This window comes from Allorhodopirellula heiligendammensis (assembly GCF_007860105.1).
In the GTDB taxonomy this organism is placed as follows: domain Bacteria; phylum Planctomycetota; class Planctomycetia; order Pirellulales; family Pirellulaceae; genus Rhodopirellula; species Rhodopirellula heiligendammensis.
The window spans coordinates 785308-806152 of sequence record NZ_SJPU01000003.1 but is presented as its reverse complement, the minus strand read 5'-3'; the positions used below and the strand labels follow the sequence as shown (position 1 = coordinate 806152).

The following is a 20845-nucleotide window of genomic DNA, read 5'->3' as shown; positions in this document are numbered from 1 at the left end:
TCACATTGAAAACACGCAGTCGCTACGCTTGCGGTTCCGTCATTTTCCAAGGATCAAGAGCATCCTTGAGCTGGTCAGCGGGCAGGAGGTTTTTCTCCTCACAGAGTTCACGGATCGTCTGACCGGTTTTGAAGGCTTCCTTCGCCAACGCGGCCGCTTGTTCGTAACCAATCAATGGATTGAGACTGGTGCACATCGACAGCGATTGTTCCACTGCGGCGTTGCAAGCTTCCTCGTTCGGTTCCATGCCATCGAGGCAGAATTCGATGAAGGCAGCACAACCGCCATCGAGCAGCCCGATTGACTCAAGGACGGTGTGCCCCATGACGGGCATCATGATATTGAGCTGGAAGTTGCCGCCACATCCGCCACTGACGGTGACCGTCGTGTCGTTACCAATCACGCGGGCGGCGATCTGCATCAACGATTCACACATCACTGGATTCACCTTACCAGGCATGATCGAACTGCCGGGTTGCCGGGTGGGCAGTTTGATTTCGTAGTAACCGCACCGCGGTCCACTACCGAGCCAACGAATATTATTGGCCAGCCCCAGCAAGGTCTGAGCGATGCACTTGAGTTGACCGTGGGCTTCGACCAATCCATCGCGGTTGGCATTGCCTTCGAAATGGTTGGTCGCCTCGACGAAGTCAATATTGGTCTGTTTGGCGAGTTCCGCGGCGACGCGTGCCCCGAATTCAGGGTGGGTATTGATTCCGCTCCCCACCGCCGTCCCACCCACGGGCAATTCGAGTACAGCGTCACGGGCGCGTTCGGCGCGACTAATGGACATTTCGATTTGGCGAGCAAACCCGCCGAACTCCTGGCCCAATCGCAGGGGCGTGGCGTCCATCAGGTGTGTTCGTCCAATCTTGATGATCTTGTCCCAGGCCTCTGCCTTGGCCTGCAGCGAAGCGTGCATCCGCCGCAGTGTCGGAATCAATTTGTTGTGGATCTCGACAGCGGTAGCGACATGGATCGCAGTGGGGAACGTGTCATTGGTACTCTGCCCCATGTTCACGTGATCGTTGGGATGGATTGATTTCCCCTCCGACATCCGATCGCCACCGTCGATCTCGATCGCGCGATTGCTGATGACCTCGTTGATGTTCATGTTGCTGCTTGTTCCACTGCCGGTTTGGAACACGTCAACGGGAAATTGATCAGCCAGTTTGCCGTCGGCAATTTCCTGGCAGGCGCTCAACATGGAAGCGACTTGCTTGTCCGAGAGCGGGTTCTTGCCGCTACCGGTGAGCTTGCCGAGATCGGCATTGGCAATCCCGCAGGCCCACTTGACCCGTCCCATCGCTGAGATCATTGCCGGTGACATCTCCCAACCGCTGACGGGGAAATTCTCAACGGCACGCTGGGTTTGTGCACCGTAGTAGGCGTCCGCGGGAACGTGAACTTCGCCCATGGAGTCGCGTTCGGTTCGGGTGTTGGTCATGAGGTTGATCCGCTGGTTGGCTACGAGAGAAATGGAGCCCCGAACTGGGGACCGTGATTTCGCCAGAAACTAGCAAATCGTAACGCGCGGTCAATCCTCACTCGATTGTTGCGGTGGCTCGAAGGCAAACTCCTGCCATTTCACCGCTTTATCCATCGGCACGATCTGCAGAATGAGGAAACCGTTTTGATAGAGCCGAACGGTTCCGGTCGATTGACTGATCACGACGGAGACCGCCTTGGTTTTTCGCGTGATCGCCGCGGCGGCCCAGTGCCGCGAGCCGAGGCCCTTGGTCATTTTCAGATCTTCGTGGGATACCTCGAGCATCTGCCGGCTTCGCTCGATCACCCCCTCGCTGGTGACGACGAAGGCCCCGTCGAGCTGGGCGACCTCCTTGGCGTCTTCTTGCACCTTGGGATCAAGCAGATTGCGGTGTTTTTTATTGTACCCACGAAATGGGTCGACGCCCCCGTCGCTGGAATGCTCGAGCACTTTGCGGGTATCACCGACAACAAACATGGTACCGACGGCTTTACCTTCACGGCCTTCCCGACCGATTTGTGACGCCAGATCAACGACCGCCTTGATCGTTTTCAACGGCACGCTGCTTTCGAGCGTTTGCAGATCGCGGACGGTGAACCGCCGCATCCGTTCGTCGAGTTGCAGGTGACTGATCGAGTCGAGACGGCCCTGCTGGAAACCACTGTAAACGGCCACCACCTCACCATTGGTGCGGATCATCTCATCGGCGGCAGCCTCCAACAACGCCTCCTGGAGACGCTCGAGCAGCGGCGCTTTTTCCTTGTTCAAAGCCAGCGGACGCAAGCCCGCTTCGGCGGCTCCGTCCAGATCCTCAAGCGTATCGACCGCAATAATGACGGTGTTTTTGGACGCATCGGTCAGTTCGGAGATGCGTTTCCAATCCGTCCCACCGTCGAGCAACAACAACAAAGCATCTGCATTGCGGTCGGCTTTCAACGCCACACCCGCGAGGATCATCGACGCGTTGTGTTTGGTCAGTCGTTGAGTCGCCATCGGTGGAGTTTTTCACAGCGGTGAGCAGAGGAGCATGCAGGAGGCTCCCCATTCTACTTCATTTCGCGCCGTTTCCATAGCGTCATTGCGCGAGTGACGCCGATCCGTCGCAACTCGATTGACGCACCCGATGCGCTGGCGAGGCAGTCGGGCTCATTCCTCGCTGGCGTGTCGGGTTCGGATTGGCAACTGCGACCCGCGAAAATGACGAAGGCACCAGCGGACTAGAAGTAGGATCCGATCCCGCCACGGGGTTTTTCATCCACATCTTTGCCATCGAGTCCCGCGATCCAGGTCTCCGGATCGTCACCATAATCCTTGCCGGTGTTCTGCCGCAGGGCACCGATCACGAGACTTTGCGTCGCAGGGTCTCGGTCCTCCAACGCGAGTTTGAGCGAATTGGTAGCGACTTGGCCGGGATGCTCCGCGAGCGCCGAGATCGCGGCATGCCGCACGTCTTTGTTCTGAGAACGACCGATCGTCTCCGCTAACATTCGCGTCGCCTCGTCTTCGCGGCGATTCCCCAGCGCCCGACATGCTTCCATGCGGACCTTGATCACGTCGTCCTCTAAACTCTTTTCAATTAATTTCAACATCGAGGGGTCCGACGATTTCCCCGCCGCAACAACAGCCAAACGACGCATTTCCGCGTTCGCATCGTGCTTGTAGATTTGCTCGAGATGCTTGGACCAATACGCCTGACGCTCCGGTGGAAGCCCCGACATCGTCTTGACGAGCGACTGGAGTTCTTGGCGGCGTTGGTGGTCCGTAATCCCAATTTCCTCGTCCCGCTTCCACTGCCGCATAGTGAAATAGGGGTTCACTGTTTTGAGCGCATACATCGGACCGTCTTTGCACCCCGAGGTCACACCAGATGTCCCGGCTGCGAGCATGACGACAAGGATCGCACGCCGCCCCATCCCCAAACGCCGGTTGGCGTGCGAGGTCGTCATAGAAGGGGAACCGAAACGATCGGCAAAACGTTTTTCAGACGCCATGGGGAGGTTCCGACTCGGAGGGATAGAGGATGTACGAGAAAAAACTTGCGAGAACCGTATCGACTACCAAAAACATCCACCCGCCCCCAAGCCCAATTTGCCTTGTGCGGTGAGCCGATCTGCTATCTTGATCGGCAGGATTGGAATTCAACAACGGCCGAAAACTGGAGACCGACGGATGAAGAACACTTTTCTAACGACTGCCTTGGTGGGGCTGCTCGCCACCATCGGCGGGTGCATGCCGTCGGCTCCCCCCGCAGAAAACAACGAATCAACGACCGCCGGGACCACCGCAGAGGAAGCCACGCCCCGAGAAACCGTGGGCAAAACGACCCAACACGTGCTCGATCTCAAGACCGCCCTCGCCGATGGCGGTGTCCTCGCCAGCACCCAGGTGGAAGCGAATAATCCATTGTCGGCTAGCGCGGGTGCCTACCGTACCACCGTCGGAAAACTGGGCGGAATGTCGGTAGAGAAAACAATCCAGCTCCGCAATGCCCAGAGCATCCAAGACCCTCGACCGCTCGACCACGCCACACTGATGTCGGAGATCATTAAGCCGGGCAAACCCGACGGCATTCACCTACCGATGCTCCCCTATTACCAAGAGTACGCCTGGGACGAGCCCAATCAGAAAGTGGTTACCGTCGACTTCCCCGCCCGCCAAGCCGAGCGTGAGAAACAACGCTAACGCCACTTGCGAACTGCTGCTGGTTTAATAGGCCCAGACGCGTCAGCGGCCGGGCTGGTGGTGTTGCCCAGTGCTTCACAAGCGCCTGAGGACGCCGCCCGGGGCCTCCCGGCACCCAGCTATAGAATCGCTCGCAAACCTTCGACATAGGTGGGGAAACGCAGTTGAGGTAGCAGATCTCGCCTGCATCGTCGATTCCAAATGCGTTTGTCGGTTTCGCTGCGAAATTGCACGGGCGAATTTTCTGTAGGGGAGACGAATGTGGGCTCAGCAGAACGGGTTTGTCTCGCGATTTCCTCATAGAATTGGCGTCGTACCACGGGTCGATCATCGCTGACCACATATATTCGCTCGCGGTCTTGACAATCGGAATCGCCGGACTCTGCCCACGACATGGCCGCGATGGCGGCAGTGGCGGCATCATCCACGTGGATGAGGTTCAAGTGTCCATCCGGCGGCGAGGCAATCGGCCGGCCCGCCCGGACGTCGGCAGCTCGTGGCACGCGCGCGGGCCCGTAAATGCCCGAGAGCCGCAGGATAGTCCATGGAGAACTCCCTAAAACGCTGCGTAATTTCGCTTCCGCCTGCAGGTGTGCCCGTCCGCCCTCGCGCGTCGGATGGGTCGTGGCGTGTTCGTCGACCCACGTGCCGCCGGTTTGGTGGTACACACCCGTGGTGCTGATGTAACAAATATCAGGAACGCGTCGACCCAGTCGCTCGGATGCCGCACCTACCTGCCGCAGCAGGCGCACCAAACCTCCTACCTGGGAATCGAAACGACCCACTCGGCTGTTCCGATCGTAGCTAACCGAGATGAGGATGCGATCGACGTGGCGATCGTCAATGGCCTGCTCGATCGCAGCGAGGTCGCGCGTATCGTTCCAATCAAACCGCAGGGGTTGAATTTCGTGCTGAGCAAGTGAGTCAACGCGGTTTCGCGTGGTTCCGATAACGGACCAACCGCGTGATACCGCGCTTCGGCCAACTCGCACGCCGAGATAGCCGCAACCAACGATCAAGAGACTCGGTGGGCGGCAAGCTGAATGGATTGTGGTCTTTGTCATGGCAGAAGGGGCCCGTTTCTAAGTTCAACTTGCCCCAAAAAGGTGGGCGATGTGGGATGCAGAGGGTACAATGATGGAGCCGCTGTGTGGACTCCTCTATGAGAGCGTGGGTGCACGAGGTGTCGAATCCGTGGTTTTTTGCGATGGGGCTGGCAGATTGAAATTAAAAACGTCCAAAATCGAGGTGCGCGTCCCGCCGCGGATTTACGGGATCATCCAAGCGACCGCTATGACCGCGGTCATGCTATCGGTGGCGGCACCTGTGAACGCCCAGGATCCACGTCACGCCGCTGACCGGGGTTCGTCGAACCAGCAGCCCCATCGCGAAAACGTCAACGGCAACACTTGGGTCGAGCCACCGGCGAGCCTACACGACCTGCTCGAACAGGGTGGGGTACCCGAATCTCTCGAGATGCTTCGTGTGCTTCAACGCCAAACCCAGCAGGTGGCCGCACGGGCTGACGAATGTACCGTAAGCGTGCAGATCGGTCCCGCGCAGGGGTGTGGCGTGATCGTGACCGGCAGCGGTTTTGTAATGACCGCCGCCCACGTGGCCATGCGGCCCGGTAAAGCAGCTGTCTTGACGCTGGCCGATGGACGCACCGTCACGGCCACCACTCGGGGCATGGATCGGCACGTCGACGCCGGGCTGATCAAAATCAATCCAGGCCAAAATGGTGGCAAGCCCTGGCCCTACGCGACGTTGGGAAACAGCAAAGACCTGCGTACCGGCATGTGGTGTATCGCCACCGGTCACCCCGGCGGATATGACCGCGAGCGCGGCATGGTGACGCGAGTAGGCCGAATACTCGACGTACGAGAAGATTCCCTCGATACCGATTGTGCGCTGATCGGTGGCGATTCAGGCGGGCCGCTATTTGATCTCGCCGGCCGATTGATTGCCATCCACAGTCGGATCGGTAATGACGTCGCCGATAACTTGCATGTGCCTGTCGACCACTTTGATAAATCATGGGATCGGATGAGCCAGGGTGAATCATGGGGGTTCCTCCCGGGGTTCAAACCCGTCCTGGGCGTCAAGGGCAACGGCGCCGAGGAAGCCAATGTCAAAATCGTCTATCCAGGCTCCCCCGCCGCCGCCGCGGGGATTGAGAAGGGAGACGTGGTCGAGCGTTTCGGTGACGTGCCTATCACCGACTTCGAGTCACTCAAAAATGCGGTCGCCGATACGATGCCCGGCGAACGCATCAAGGTTTGGTTACGCCGTGCGGGCAGTCTCGTTCAAGTTGTTGTCGAAATCGGAAGGGCCAATGAATCCTCTTAACCATCCTCCCTTGAGTACCGTTGGGGGCTCCAGGCTGCTTGGCTGTGCGCTGTTATTGTGCGCCACCGCCGGGTTAGCCGCGCCCACGTTCGCTCAAGACGCCTCACCGATCCCGGAATGGTTGCAGCAGCGATTGGTTGACCGGGTGGTCCACCGGCGCGACAGCAATGCCATGATGCAGCTCCTCCAACCCATCGCGGGTGAGCTCAAGGGGAGCGTCGTCGAAGTCATCAGTAGCGGGCGGCCGGTCGCCTTGGGAACCGTCGTCAGTCAGCCCCATGCGGCCACGACAGCACTGATCACATCCAGTCCCACGCGGACGTCACTCACTGGCTCGGCGGATACCGCTGAAATACAGGATGTGTACGTCCTGACGAAACGCAGTGAACTATCAGGCGATCCGATTCGCATCCGCCTGGCAGACAACCAACTCCTCCCTGCTCGCGTAGCAGCGGTCCGCCGGGCCAGCGATCTGGCGTTGCTGGTCGTCCAAGCCGATGCGTCGACAGTCAGCCAATCCCTCCGTGCGGTCGAGTTTGCTTCGGAGGTGCCCCAGATCGGCAGTTTTATCATCAGTCCAGACCGCTCGGGACGGGTCGTCGGCATCGGTGTCGTCGGCGCGGCCCCTCGCAAAGTTGGACACATGGGGCGGTTGGGAATCAAGTTGGAAAAAATTGAGCAAGCCGGAGCACGCGTTCGCAGCATCATTCCCCATAGCGGTGCCGATGAAGCTGGTTTGGAAATGGGCGATCGAATCATTGCAATCGATGGGCAGACCCAGAGCAACGTGGACATCGTCGTATCGACACTCAACAGCATGTTTCCTGGCGAAGTCGTGCAGTTAACCATCGAACGCGACGGCAGCACCGTCGACATTCCAGCGCAGTTGAGTGAGTTTTCCGTGATGCAGGAATCGGAGAATGACGCTCGAGTGAACGGTGCACGGAATGTTCGGCTGTCTGGATTCGAGCGTGCCCTCCAACACGATACCGTGCTCAATCCCGAGCAGTGTGGGGGCCCGGTGCTCAACACCGAGGGACAGGTGATCGGAATCAACATTGCTCGCGCCGGCCGTGTTGTTAGCTACGCGTTGCCCGCCTCACTCGTCCTGAACGAAGTGTCTAGCATGATTACCGAAGCGGGCGGTAAATAACTCTTGGCTGTTCCTTTTGCCGTTCGGTGCGTCAGTTGTCATGGTCGCCTGCGGGTGACCGACGAAGCTTTGATTGGCACCATCGTGGCCTGCCCTCGATGCGGGTCGATGGTGCAAATCGATGCACCGGATCCAGCATCGGCACAGTCGCCTCAACCAGCCCTAGACGCAGACGCCACGGGGCAGTCGCCTGCGCAGCCACCGAGCGAGCCTGCCTCACAAGATTCCTCTTCGGCACCCCCTCGCCCGCCAATGGTCGTCGGCAACGATCCCGTTGACAGCCAGGAGATTACGCACAGCGACCTGCTCGATAGCGAAGGACTTGGACTGCCTGAACGCTTAAGGCTTTCCAATGGTGGATTCTCGACAGAAGAACCACACTCTGCACTTGAACAGAATGCTACGACGGCGACGATTCCTGCAGAACAGCAGGGAGACTCGACAGACTGGCAAGACAATGCGAACTGGGCGACTGAATCCACTCAAAGATTTCGTCGGCAAATTTTCACGGGCATCGCGATCGCCGGAGGTTTACTACTGGTGGCGATCTTAGTGATGTGGTCACTCAGTGACTCCGCTTCCCAATCGACCGTCGCTAAGAACCCGGCTGCCGCACCCAACGACGGCTTGGAAAACCCACCGCGTCCACTCGAAGACACTCCCGCCGCTGAGCCTTCGTCCAACACGCCCGATGACGCATCCCAGAATGTGCCTAGTCCGTTAATACCGGACGGGGATGAAACCGAGCAAGCGGATCCCGGTACCACCAATGACACGATTTCGCCGCCTCCTGATAGCGTCCCTCCCACCCCAGGCTCAGTGATTCCGGCGGAGCTCATGCCGATGGATGTGCTCGGTGGTGAGGATGGCGGGTCGCCCACAACCCCTCCTGCTGCAACACCCGGCGTCGTCCCAGAACAGTCTGACGAACCCGCCGCGGATCCTCTGACGGACCTGCCTCCTGAACTTGCGTCTTTCGTTAACCTGCTGGATTTGCCCGGCAATGCCCCCGATGCACCACCGGTCACGCCGGGGATCGCCCCCGCTGATGATCTCGTCGTTGATCAAGCCGCCGATGCGATGCTCGACCCCATGCTGCTGGCCACGCCGCCACCAGACGTGAACATTGACAATGCTCTTAAATTTAAAGTTGCAATTCAAACGGCGGGTTATCCCTTGACCAGCTTCGTTTTAGTTTGCAGCGAGCTAACTCAAGTTCCCATCCAAGTCGATTGGTTCACGCTCGATTTAGCTGGCATTCCGATTTTGCAAAAAGTTGACGATCCGCAGCCCGGCTGGAAAGCGATCGGCGACTTAATGGATGCGATCGCCGCTGGGATTGGCATGGAGTTCGAGCAGGAGAAAACGAGATTATTGCTCACGCTCACGATCGCGGAAGCACAAGCAAAACTGAAAACGGTGGTTAACACCGACGATTTCGGCGTTGAGCAGGAGTCCGCAAAGACGCTCGTGGATCGGATCGCCAACGATCCTCGGTGGAACGAGCGGGAACAACTCAATCTGCGAGCACTCGTGACCGACTGTCTGCGGATTGCCCGAGGGATAGATCCCCAGCTCCCCGAGCCCGCGCTCGCCCACTGGACGGCCCGCGCAGATGGCTTGTTGACAATGAAAGCTGCCGCAAACTCACCGCTGGAGGTTTTCGCCGAGCAATGGCCGCTCCTCGAAGGTGGCCAGTCGGGACCGCAGTTGGACACCGCGATTACGCTCGCCGGACTGCTGCGACAGACCGCCCAAGCGAACCAAGTTGCCTGCATCGTCAACTGGGACGATGCCCGTCAACGGCGGCTCACACCTGGGCAATTGGTACTGCCGTACGCAAATCAACCGGCCGGTCAGATGCTTGCCAAAACACTCGCCCCCATGGGCCTCCAGGTTCGGACTGCCGATGCGAAACATTGGTGGGTCGGAACTGCCGCCACGTATGACCGCATGCCACTGCTGGTGATCGGTGATGAAATGGGCCCCCGTCGTGACGAGATCCTGCAGCGAATCCGCGATGCGGCCGCTCGAACCGACACGCTGATCTTCATCGAGCACGATCCCGTCTCCGATCGTTACCTCGCGATGATGCCTCGGTTCCTCTATCGCCAACTCCCCACCATCCTCCGACCGTTCTCCTAGTAACGAAGAGTAGCCGCATCTCTCCGAGACTCAGACTCGCACCGCTGGGACTTGGGGGCGTGTCTCGGGGAGACAAGCCTACTCGGCAAACCAATCTGCCCTATGCTAACCACCCGTCGAATAGATGCCGGGCGTTTGATATGGTTTGCTGTCCCGCGCAACCAATTTTCATTCTCAGGATACCGATACCGATGGCGTTTTGGCGATCGAAGATAACACCGAGCCAACCAGAATCCAACGATGCGACACCTTCGGGGGAGCCCGCAGGTACAGGCCGTCTGTTCTCGAAGTTCTCCAACGGACTGCAGAAAACTCGCCGCGTGCTGGGCACCGATATTCGCGACCTGTTCAAGAGCGAAGGTCGGCTCGTCGACGAAGAATTTCTAAATGAATTATTCGCCCGTTTGATTCGTACGGACATGGGGACTGGCCCCGCCAATAAAATTCGAGACGAAGTGGCGCGGCAATATCGTGGCCGGGTCGTGCATTTGGAGGAGGTGATCGCCACGATCACCGATGAGGTTCGCGAGCAGCTACGTCAGGACCATGGCGGACTCGCCAAATCGGATTCCGGTCCCACTGTCGTCTTAGTCGTTGGGGTCAATGGTAGCGGGAAGACCACGTCGATCGGCAAACTCGCCAATCATCTCAATAGCATCGGGCACAGCCTCGTGCTCGGCGCAGGCGACACATTTCGAGCTGCCGCAGTCGAGCAGCTGACCATTTGGGCGGGGCGGATTGGCTGTGAGATCGTCACGGGGAAAAGCGGCGTTGACCCTGCCAGCATCGCCTACCAAAGCGTCGACAAGGCAATCGAACTCGGCTCAGACTATGTGATCATCGATACCGCAGGCCGATTGCAGACGCAAAGCAACCTGATGCAGGAATTGCAGAAAATCCGTAAAGTGATCGACAAACGATTGCCGGGTGCGCCGCACGAGGTGCTGCTGGTCCTCGATGCCACGGCAGGACAGAATGCCATCAGCCAAGCCAAAGGCTTCAGTGCCGCAGCCGGCTGTACTGGGATCGTGTTGGCCAAACTCGACGGTTCGGCGAAAGGCGGCGTCGTCTTACCGATCCACGAGCAATTCCAACTACCCGTGAAGTTCGTCGGACTGGGGGAAGGCCTCACCGACATGGCGGCCTTTGATCCAGACTCCTTCGCCGAAGCACTGTTCCAGAATTAAGGCCATCCGTCGGCACACGCGTTTCGCTTGCGCCGCGCGGAAATCATTCGACAATCGAATGAAACACCACCGCTTTACCGATTGACCGGCTCGGCAAACAAAAAACGCGGCGTCCAAATGCTTGGTCGCCGCGTTCTCGTTTTCTAAACGTTTATCAACGGTCAGCTTACTCGCTGACAGCGTCTTTAACAGCGTCGGCTGCGTCAGCGGTGGTCTCTTTGACAGCATCGACCGCTTCGCCTGTCTTTTCAGCAGCGGCGTCGACTGCATCGCCGGTCGCTTCAACGGCGGAATCAGCTGCGTTGGAGATATCAGCGCCCACGTTGTCAGCCGACTCATCGCACCCAGCGAAAGTCAAGCAACAAGCACAGATTGCAACACCAAGAATTCGAAACATCATCTTTTTTGCCTAGAGAGGATTTGGGTAGGGTCTTGTGGAAAGACAACGGCTGCTGCCCGCTTACGACACACAGGTAATTTCCTAATCGCATCAACAGCAGACACCGCTGCACGTCATTGTGACCCCATCACCCATCTCCGGAAGAGGGGGAACGCAATTTTTCATGAAAACACGATGAATGCGCTGCAGGGACTCCGAAACTGACGTTGATACCGATTGAGGCCTGTTTGCCGATAGCGGGTATTTCGCAACATCCCATGTGGGCCGGTGAAGCAATCTCGCGAGCAACTGAGGGTCGCAAGCTACTCTGCGGTCACCTCCGCGGCTTCGGCAGGAGGCGGCTCGGCTTCGACCGCCGGCGGCGCGTCGCTTGGTGCGGGTTCCTCGGGCGGTGGTGTCTCACCGGCCTGCTTGGCCTCGATCAACGCCATTTCGAGATCGTTGATGATTCTGGGGTTGATCTGTTTCGATAGCAGCTCCCGCGTCTCGCTAAACATCTCGTCGACCTTGCGCTGCTGATTGGGATTGCGCCCAATCGCTTTGAGGAACATGGTCTGCTTCACGCCCATGTCATTAGCAATCTTCTCGTTGGAAGGTTCATTCCGCAACGTCTCGAGCAACTCGTCGGCTTCCTTCAGGTTGCCTTCCTTGATGCGCATGTTGATCCGGGCCTTGAATAGCTCGCGAATAGCCACCAGATCGACGATCGCATTCTGTACGCCGCGGATATAAGCTTCGGCCTGCAGTCGCATGTCATCCCCGGCGAGATCGGCGACCACGAGATCATGCTGCCCAGGCACGATAGGCAGTCTTGCCAGGATCGCACCACCATTCTTGACGTAGAGCAGGCGAAGTGGGCGATCGATTTTTTCAACGGGCAATCGACCGTCCCAGTCTGTCCGGCCCACAAAGGTCATGCTCGTGCTATCAAGCTCCTTATCGTAGAGCTCGTAGCCGATCAATGGTTCATTCGGCTTGCCTTTGGCGTGCAACCGCAACATCGTACTATCACGGCGTGGTTTAAGTCGTAACCCCATCCGGTGCGTACGATTGTTCTTACGTCCCTGCAACGTGGTCATGCGGCCTGTGTAAAAATCCATCTTGACCGAGTGCTCGTCTTTTTCCGTGACATACAACGACGCAAAATCGAGAGGGCCGAGGGTAAGCGGGCGGCCATTGCGATCATCTTTGCGGACCAGCGGGACGAGTACTTCCCCCACGCGCAGATGAATGGGGGAATCCGGATCGAGTGCCAGACCAGCTGCCCTCACCAGACCGACGGCTGAACTCCTGCCAGCATCATCGATTCGAACCACGGGCGAAAACGCATCGCGGACGGCGATGCCGATCGACATGGCGATATCGCTGGGCGAAATCATCTCATGGTGGACCACGTCACCGAAATATTGCATTAATGTGTCTAGCTCGACGACATCGACCGTTGCCGGCGCGACCCTGGTTTGCAACCGCACCACATAAATCTTGTCGAACTGCTCGATCGCTTCGATCACCTGTCCTTCCAGCGGTGGCACAATGAGTTTGGCTTCTGGGTCGGTCAGAGAATCGCCCATGCCCCGCGACACCAACAGTGCCTCGGTGGATTTGTCGTTCCACATCTCTCGCAGATCGACGGCGTCCCCAGAAATCGGGCGAAGCTTCGCTCGCCAAGCAAATTTGGCCGGCGTCGTTTTGGATTCTGGATCCTTTTCAATGCGGCGAATGATATCCTGCACACGCCCTTGCGTACCAAGAATCTGACTCAGAAAACGCCCTGCATCGGACGCAAAGTGAACACGTACCGAATCGGGATGGTCACGTTTGAGCGCAATGACCGGGTCCGCTGCCGCAATCGAATCAAATGTGATCGAGGCTAGGTCCCGTCTCGCTATCGACGCGACTCCAGGCGGTGCGTCAGCGATCACTGTTCGCCATACCGAGCGAAAGTCGCGATCGAGATACTTCATTAGGTCCTCACGCAACGAGTCGGCATCAATGCGAGGGTTGTCCGATGCGATCCAAATCAGCACGCGGTACGGCGAGAAATCGAACGGCGGAGGTTCTTCGGGACGCTCTTCAATCTCGGCTAGCAGATCGGTTTCTTCGTCAGTGCCGGCCGCTGGCGCGCGAGCGACCGATTCAGCGCTGGCTGCCGACGAATCAGCGGCTGGCGTGGCACTCTCGTCGGCCACCGAGTCGGCCATCGGTGCGAGCGCCGACAGATACCTCGAACCAGCGACGGTGAACAAGAACATCAAGGCCGCGATGGCCAAGCTTATGCGGCGTTTCATTGGCTCAGCCTCCATTTTTCAGCGTTTTGGTACAGTGACACCACGTCCGATCCGACGCCCAGGAGATTGCGATTGTAAGCATAGGAATCGACCAATTGCCAAAGTGGAATGATGGGCAACTCATGGTGGACGATGTAATGCAGATCGAGCAATCGGTCGCGGGCGTCTTTCCAGTTTCTGGATTCCTCGAGCCGTCGCAGCCCCAGGCCGACCAACTGATCGGTGCTGCCAGCCATGCCGTTAGGCCCGAGTACGCGCCGAGCATCGATAATCGGTTCCCAGACTGCGGCAGCAACGTACGCGAGGTCCGCCGTCCCCGGCTCGGGGAATGCCATCCCGACTGGCAACTCGACCAATTCAATTTCCAAGTCCAACAACTCCCACTGGCTTTTGATCGCCTCACAGGCCGAGCGAGACAGATTCTCAGGCGGATGGGCCAAGCGGATGGGTTTCAACTCCGGCACAGCCTCTTTCTTGCGTTTAGCCTGGCTTTCAAGTGTGTTGGCATTCATCGTGATCAGCAATTTCGCCAGCCTCGGCTCGTACCGGCGAGGGGCAATGGACTGGTCATAGGCATAGCCCAGCGGATCGTTCTGCTCGAGCCCGGCGGGAAATGGGCCTGACAAGACTCGGCAACCGGGCACCTCCAGGCCTTCCAGCAACTCGCCCGATAAAATGTCTTCCCGGTTCGTACCGTAAACGAGAGCCCGTCGAAACGCGCGTTCAGCCAGGTAGGCATGATCACTGCACGGGACCAACATATGAACGCTGGGCAATGGATACTTCGCTACCCGAAACTTCCGATTACTCTCCAGACGAACGGCGTCAGCTGGAAACAGTTGGTCGAGCACATCGACCTCGCCCTTGAGCAGTTTCGCCACACCATCCGCTGCACTCTCAGTGCGTATTTCCACAATCTCGCGTGGTTGGGTCGCAGTTCTCTGCTTGCCCACGAGCGTATAGCGAACCACGTCGCCCTCGACCACGTCGCGGCGGTAGTCGCCTGTGGGCGACCCCGGCTCACCGCCGAACCAACTACCATCGACGGTCATTTGAATCAGGGCAGAAGGCAGTACGTTGGGCCGGCGCAACAGACAGTCAATCTCCTTGGGACCATCAAGTCCGATGGCTTTGATCGCCGCCGCCCAAGGCGAGAAGTAAACGGGCGAACCCGGGTCGACGCGTTCGGCGAGGCGATCCGCAACGAGAAACCCATTAATACGGTCCAGTGGTGACTCCAGTTTTTCGGGCTGCAACAACATTTTGAATTCCTGGCGGTCAGCGCTCTGTTCCGTCTCACCAAACAGAAACTCATACTCACCACCTTCCGGCCCAGCACCCTGCATCTCAAACAAAACTCGGTAGAGCAACCGTCCGGCGCGGCGAGCGGCCCAGTTGTCCAAACGTGTCGGATCTGGATTCTTGGCGGTTTGCAGCACACCGACATTCACCAGTGGATAGATTTGGTCAATCTTGCGAACGAGTTCCTGGCCGTTGGGAATCGACGGTTTGAGGTGGATACTCTCCCGCGAAAGCCGGCGAGCAGTGCGAAAATCTTCTGCTTCTAACGCAGCGATCGCCGCATCCTGACGCTCCTGGGCCATCTCCAGGAAGGTTTGATTCCACTTCTTAATCGATGCCAAATTCTGACCACGGTAGTCTTTTTCTAATCGGGCCAAGAGTTGCTGTGCCAGTTCGAGCTTCTGCTCCTCCATCAACCGCTGCATCAGGCGATCGGTCGTCAAACCAATGCCAGAGATCACCGAGTCACTTTTGTACTCCGGTGCATAGCGGTGGAGTTCTTCGAGCATGGCCAGCGCGGGGCCAATCTCCCCCTTCTTAAAACGGCTGAGCGCGTCACGGAGCAGGTACTCTGAACGGAGCGTTCGCAAATTTGGACGATTGGGGTAATCGCGAATCAGCACAGACAGGAATGGATACGCACCGGTGAAGTCGCCCGATTTGATACGATCGGCGGTTTCCCGTTCGAGACGCTTTTCCCAAAAGTCGATCAGTTCAATTTCGTCCCACTTGGCAACGAAGTCTTTGGTTTCAATACCATTGATGCGAAATTTGAGCTGGCCTTTGGGGTTAGCCGGCATCTCTCGCCCTGGCAAGTCCAGCAGCCTCGCCTTCACCCAGCCACCACCGGCTTCTTTTTTGAAAAAGATCAGGTCGTGAGGATCTTCTTGAAGAAGCTCCAAGCCGGGATCTTCGGGGCGGCCGACCTCAGCGTAATTGATGATTTCCGCCTGCAGGTGCGTGCCCACCGATCCAAGCATCATCATCGTTCCGCCAACCAGCGTGGCGACAACAATATTCCTAACGGAAATTGCGTGAGGTGGGCAGAACACGTGCATGAAAGAATACCAAGACATAATCAATTCTCGCCGGGGATGTTGGTAATGTAGACCACGCCCTCGGCGCCGGGGACGAACAGTTGTTTGCCCGCAGGCAATGGGCTGGCCGACAGGGGCTGGCCTAGCTCCGTCGTGCCGAGCACCTTGCCGGTGGACGGGTCAAGCGCCACAAGCCAACCATCGACGCCGGTCAAAATCCAACGGCCTTGGATCGAGACAACTTCATTCACCGGCAGCCCTGAGACTGGCATCGGAGTTTGAAACACCTCCTCTCCGTCAGCTGAAAATGCTCGCAGCACGGAGTCGTTTGTGATCAACAACGCCAACTCTTCACCATCATCGGTGGTTGCCAGTGACGGGCCCCACTGAATGCGACCATCGAGAAGTTTACGGAACTTTTCGGCCAACGCTTCTTCTTCGTAGCCGACCAAGAAATCCGCTGCAGGACCACTCACACCACCGACAAAAACATTGCCCACGCCGATGGTCTTGCTCAGAAACGGAGCCTTCAAATCGACGCTGGCAAGTTCACGAATCTGGTCACCGACTCGAATCCGATAAAGTTTCTTGCGACTGTCTGTCAGCAGCACTTGATCGGCATCGGTGCTCACACGAACGGGGGCTGACCACGTCACCGTGTTGTCAGGACTCGGATTGCTGGCAGGTTGAAATGGCGCTCCTGTCGAAGCGCCAGTTTCCCAATTCATCAGCACCACTCGTCCCGAATCAAGCGGCAGCAGCATGCCACCACCACTGTAAATTCCGACACCCACGGGAGCCGGGTCGGACAGGTGGTAGGTGACCTTCCTCAGGAGTTCTCGGCGGCGGGTGGGGTCGTACACCATCGACTCATTGGGTTGGGACTCATTGAGCAGCACGCGACGATTCCCCTCAATCGTGATGGGGTTGGTGAAATTCATCGAGATGGAATTGGCACCTGGATTTTCAATCGGCCCTTGTGTCGAACCGCTCTTGAACGATTCCAGATCGAGTTCAAACAGCGCCCCTTGACTGGTCACGGCATGGAATCCTTTCTCCGCTTTGATCAACATCGAAATCGGGGTTCCGACATCCGTCCGCCAGATTTCGTCGCCGGTTTTGGGGACCGCGCCCGTAACCCGAATCGCAGACGTGCCACGCAAAACGCGTGCATGAATCAACATGTCTTCCAACGCCAGGGGCTGGCCAATGAACGTATCGCCTTCGTCTTTGCCCCAGTCAAACGGCACGGTCCCGGTGTTGATCTGCAATTCGTATCGTCCGATTCGCGTACCGGTGATCCACATCTGGCTGCGACCGACCGCCATGCGTGTCAGTGTCGGCTTATCGTAAGACGCGACTTGTTCGGCAATCTTGGAGACCTGCTCGCCCTCCTCGGTGGGCTCGATGTCAAACACCGCGACTTGGCCACGATCGGTTAGCACGATCATGCGTCGCTGTTGGATGACAGGCGGTACCAACACATTTCCGGTCAAGCGGAATGGTTGCTGGGCGACCTTCAAACCGCCGCCGGTTTCGTCCATTCGCAAAACATGCAGGTTCGCGTAATCCGAGCCAGCATTCTCAACGACGAACAGGTGCCCGAGCAAAGCCACCGGAGCGACCGCAATCGTTCCCTCTTCATGACCCGTATAAAAACTCTCGACACTCTTCCCCGTGTTCGCATCGAGCACGTAAAGATTGCTATGATCCCCGACCAGATAAATTCGATTGAGTTTGTCATCGATTCCCGCCGGCGCACTGATCGTCTGCGGTAACTCGGTCACCCAGTTCGTATCGCCGGTCTCTGAATCCAAGGAGATCAAACGCCCCGAGTGGACGGAGATCAATATCGAATCTTTGCCAGCAACCGGTTCCTCAAACGTTTCGCCCACCTTCAACCGCCATTGCAATTCGCCATCCCGGCCGCGGTAGCTCTGCACTTCGTTCTGTGTGAGATCCGTTAGCAGTACGGACCGACCGTCATCGAGCCGTATGGGGGTATGGTCTTCACCATATCCGGTGAACTTCCGCCACAGCAGTTGACCATCGTAGGCCGAAAACGCGAGCACACTGCCACCGGCACGCAGGTAGTAAATTTCATCCTGCAATCCGGGAACAGGCGGTTTCACCTCCACACGGTTCGTCAACACGATCGATTTTAGCGAGCCCTCGTCAATCGGTTCAGTGATCGATTCGGGTTTGCTCTTGGAGGGAGCAACCAAGGTCTCCTGGATCGTACTGGCCTCCCCGACGAGCACCGCCAAGCGGGGATCCGCAGCGAGCTCGGGAAAATCACGCAGCAATGACTTGCGGAGATCATACGCCGCTTTCGTGTCTTGCTTGGCAAGCGCCTCTTTCATCGTCGCTTCCGTTTCATCCAAACGGATGTTGCGGACAATATCACGCTTGACACGATTGCGTGCTTCGGTGACCTGTAGCAGCCGCCCCTCCAACGTCGTCTTCATCGACGTCAGCATGTAGTTGGGGTTGTCGATGAGAGTCCACTGCTCGTCGAGCTGATCGAGCAACCGCTGTTTCTCGGCAGTCTCGGTCGCTTTCCCCGCCTCCTTGGCAATGTTCTCGGCAATATCTACCAACAGCGCCCCCAAGTTGCCGCGTTCGTCATTCATTGCCGGCTCCTCAATGATCCGAGGTAACACCTCCTTGGCCTTGTGAAGCCCTTCGGTGGCGTCGGTCATCTGCGAACTGCGATAGATCTCGCTCATCCCGATACGGGTTCGAGCCAACGACGAATACTGGTTGTCTTCACCATACTGGGCCAAGAACGAAATGTAGGCGTCTTGGGCGGGCTGATAGCTCTGACTGTCGTACTGCTTGTTGGCAGCATCGATCACGTCATCCGCACTGGCTTTACTCAAGATAAAATAGAAGCCATATCCGGCGATGGCCAAGAAACCAATGATGCCGAGATAACCATAGATTTTGAATGAATCCCATACCGACTTATGTTCTGGAGGTGCCACGCGGCCCGAGGGGCGTTTCGGTCGCGGGCGCTCGCCATCGACTCCCTCCGCAACAGCGACGGCCTGGACCGGCTCAGCTGCTACCGCAACAGCCTCAACCGGCTCGGCATCGACGGGCTCGGCATCGAATACCTCATCGACCATCAACACGTCGTCATCGCCGCCGATCGCCGCCAGATCATCATCAGCGTCGACGGCCTCGACCACATCTTCATAATCGGGGCTACGAAGTTCACCAATCAGCTTGGATGCCTGAAACCGTGTCAACTGTCCATTGTCAACCAGTAATTTTGCGACGGCTTCCGGTGTCACTCGGGCACCTCCCTCAGTCAACTGTTCGCGAAGGGCCTCGATAATTTCCTGGTCAAGCAAACCACGTCGTTCCAAGCGGTCAATCAGTTCGTTAGCAAGCATAAAGAAAAGTTATTTGGTGAGCTGTTAGCCACTAGCAGCTAGCTACTAGCTCCACAGGCGGAGAGGATAGAAATGAGTTAAAAGTGAGGAGAGTCGTTAGAAGAGAGAAGCTAATAGCTGCGGCGTTTGGCGGCTATTCAAAATTGTTGACTTCCGTAACTTGGATATCATGGAGGCTGGCAATACCCCCCGCAGCCATGGCGTCGACGAGGTCGGGAGCTGCGTACTCGCGGGTACCTTTATATCGAGCCGCCTGCCGTCATGGTTCGTTACAACGGCTCGCTTGAGCACTCTGATCCATTTTTGTTTCTCCGCAGTCTGCCGCTCCCCGCCAGCGGTGAGCACCACGAATCCACCGCTTACCTCCCCATGGATCGTGGTTGGAGCGAGCGGCCCATTTTCACGCCGCTGGCGAGGCGATGCGTGAACAGCTGAAACATACAAACCTGCGTTTGCATGCCCAACTTCTTCGCTCGATGGAGGTGAGATGCTCATGTTATTAGCTTCGAGCTGTGGGCAAGTAGGTCGACAGCCGAAATGGACGAGGAGAGAAGGGGAGTAGAGGCGATTCGCTGCGGCATCTTGCCGCTAATCAAATCCGTCAACTTCAGCAACTTGGATTTCTTGAAAGCCAGCGATCGTGCCCGCGTCCATGCCGTCAACGAGCATCTGCAGCTTCGCATTCTCATGGACCTTAATATCCAGTCGCATACCATCCTTGTTCGCTCCAATCGCTTGCTTGAGCGCACTGACCAGGTTCTGTTTGCCGGGCGTTTCTCGCTCCCAATCAGCGGCGAGGACGAGAAAGCTGCCGTTTTCTTCAATCTCTAGCTCGATGGGATCGAGTTCCTCCGTGGGCTCCTCCACATTTGACATGCTCGGCAAGTCCGAGTTTTGCTTGGGCATTTTAATGGACTTCTGCAGACTGAAACTCGCCGTCACCATGAAAAAAATCAGCAACAGGAACGTCACATCCACCATCGGTGTCATGTCGAGCTCACCGTCGTCGCGTTTCTTTCGTGGGGGGATCGCGTCGTCATCGTCATCGTGCAAGAGGGCCGACGGCGGGTGCTCGGCGTGATGCGGCTCAGGCGCCGCTGCTGACGAGTGACTTCCCTTTGTATCAGGCCCTGACTCTGACAATACAGCAACGGGGGCCTGCTCGGCGGCACTGACGGACATCGCCTCCATGATCACGCTGTCGCCGGACGCGACATGCTCAAGGACGCCCTGTTCGGGCAACTCAACCTCAGACATCTCGCTCTGGGACGGCTCGAGCGGCTCCGCCTCGACCACGGTTGGAATCGTCAGCGGTTGGTCGCAACCCGGGCAACGGATCGTCCGCCCTGCCAACCTCTCGTTGACTTTGCGGCGCATGTCGCACGACGGACATTGGACACTGATCGACATTC

The 20845-nt window shown here is 57.7% G+C and carries 15 protein-coding genes; 5 read left to right on the top strand and 10 right to left on the bottom strand.

All coding sequences use genetic code 11. The features are described 5' to 3' along the window. Window positions 1–22 precede the first annotated feature (22 nt). The 3 genes from Poly21_RS22885 to Poly21_RS22875 form a co-directional block, all read right to left on the bottom strand. Window positions 23–1447, bottom strand: a complete 1425-nt coding sequence (locus tag Poly21_RS22885; RefSeq protein ID WP_146409333.1) for a class II fumarate hydratase — start codon at window positions 1445–1447, stop codon at window positions 23–25. A gap of 90 nt (window positions 1448–1537) precedes the next feature. After that, entirely contained in the window at window positions 1538–2482 is a 945-nt protein-coding gene (locus tag Poly21_RS22880) for a DNA integrity scanning protein DisA nucleotide-binding domain protein (RefSeq protein ID WP_146409332.1), read from the bottom strand. A 224-nt stretch (window positions 2483–2706) separates the two neighbouring features. Continuing rightward, window positions 2707–3435 (bottom strand): HEAT repeat domain-containing protein, encoded by a 729-nt coding sequence (locus Poly21_RS22875; protein ID WP_302120254.1) that lies wholly within the window; start codon window positions 3433–3435, stop codon window positions 2707–2709. Window positions 3436–3658: 223 nt separating this feature from the next. Here Poly21_RS22875 and Poly21_RS22870 point away from each other — a divergent pair, with 223 nt between their 5' ends. After that, window positions 3659–4171: a hypothetical protein gene (locus Poly21_RS22870; protein WP_146409330.1), complete on the top strand. Its 513-nt coding sequence runs from the start codon at window positions 3659–3661 to the stop codon at window positions 4169–4171. A gap of 119 nt (window positions 4172–4290) precedes the next feature. Here the strand turns inward: Poly21_RS22870 and Poly21_RS22865 are convergent, their stop codons facing one another. Further along, window positions 4291–5235 carry an NAD-dependent epimerase/dehydratase family protein gene (locus Poly21_RS22865; protein WP_146409329.1) on the bottom strand — a complete coding sequence of 315 codons (945 nt, stop codon included), beginning with the start codon at window positions 5233–5235 and terminating at the stop codon, window positions 4291–4293. Between the two features lie 157 nt (window positions 5236–5392). On the opposite strand from Poly21_RS22865, the gene Poly21_RS22860 reads away from it, so the two are divergent. The 4 genes from Poly21_RS22860 (at window position 5393) to ftsY (ending at window position 11005) form a co-directional block, all read left to right on the top strand. Then, window positions 5393–6520 (top strand): S1C family serine protease, encoded by a 1128-nt coding sequence (locus Poly21_RS22860; protein ID WP_302120253.1) that lies wholly within the window; start codon window positions 5393–5395, stop codon window positions 6518–6520. Then, a complete protein-coding gene (locus Poly21_RS22855; RefSeq protein ID WP_146409328.1) occupies window positions 6507–7673 on the top strand; it encodes a PDZ domain-containing protein in 1167 nt (388 codons plus the stop codon). Before Poly21_RS22860 ends, Poly21_RS22855 begins: the two co-directional genes overlap by 14 nt. A 3-nt stretch (window positions 7674–7676) precedes the next feature. Continuing rightward, window positions 7677–9818, top strand: a complete 2142-nt coding sequence (locus tag Poly21_RS22850) for a hypothetical protein (RefSeq protein WP_302120250.1) — start codon at window positions 7677–7679, stop codon at window positions 9816–9818. Window positions 9819–10009: 191 nt separating this feature from the next. Continuing rightward, the gene (gene ftsY, locus Poly21_RS22845; RefSeq protein WP_146409327.1) at window positions 10010–11005 is read left to right on the top strand and encodes a signal recognition particle-docking protein FtsY; all 996 of its coding nucleotides are present in this window, start codon (window positions 10010–10012) and stop codon (window positions 11003–11005) included. A 166-nt stretch (window positions 11006–11171) separates the two neighbouring features. Here the strand turns inward: ftsY and Poly21_RS22840 are convergent, their stop codons facing one another. The 6 genes from Poly21_RS22840 to Poly21_RS22815 form a co-directional block, all read right to left on the bottom strand. After that, complete coding sequence (locus Poly21_RS22840) at window positions 11172–11405, bottom strand: hypothetical protein (RefSeq protein WP_146409326.1); 234 nt, start codon at window positions 11403–11405, stop codon at window positions 11172–11174. Between the two features lie 302 nt (window positions 11406–11707). After that, window positions 11708–13693 carry a hypothetical protein gene (locus Poly21_RS22835; RefSeq protein WP_302120248.1) on the bottom strand — a complete coding sequence of 662 codons (1986 nt, stop codon included), beginning with the start codon at window positions 13691–13693 and terminating at the stop codon, window positions 11708–11710. After that, window positions 13690–15981, bottom strand: a complete 2292-nt coding sequence (locus Poly21_RS22830) for an ABC transporter substrate-binding protein (protein ID WP_367302570.1) — start codon at window positions 15979–15981, stop codon at window positions 13690–13692. The genes Poly21_RS22835 and Poly21_RS22830 overlap by 4 nt, the downstream gene beginning before the upstream one ends. 92 nt (window positions 15982–16073) lie before the next feature. Then, window positions 16074–19433, bottom strand: a complete 3360-nt coding sequence (locus Poly21_RS22825) for an outer membrane protein assembly factor BamB family protein (RefSeq protein ID WP_146409324.1) — start codon at window positions 19431–19433, stop codon at window positions 16074–16076. A gap of 96 nt (window positions 19434–19529) precedes the next feature. Then, entirely contained in the window at window positions 19530–19928 is a 399-nt protein-coding gene (locus tag Poly21_RS22820; protein ID WP_146409323.1) for a hypothetical protein, read from the bottom strand. A 93-nt stretch (window positions 19929–20021) separates the two neighbouring features. Beyond that, window positions 20022–20843 carry a biopolymer transporter ExbD gene (locus tag Poly21_RS22815; RefSeq protein ID WP_146409322.1) on the bottom strand — a complete coding sequence of 274 codons (822 nt, stop codon included), beginning with the start codon at window positions 20841–20843 and terminating at the stop codon, window positions 20022–20024. Window positions 20844–20845 lie beyond the last annotated feature (2 nt).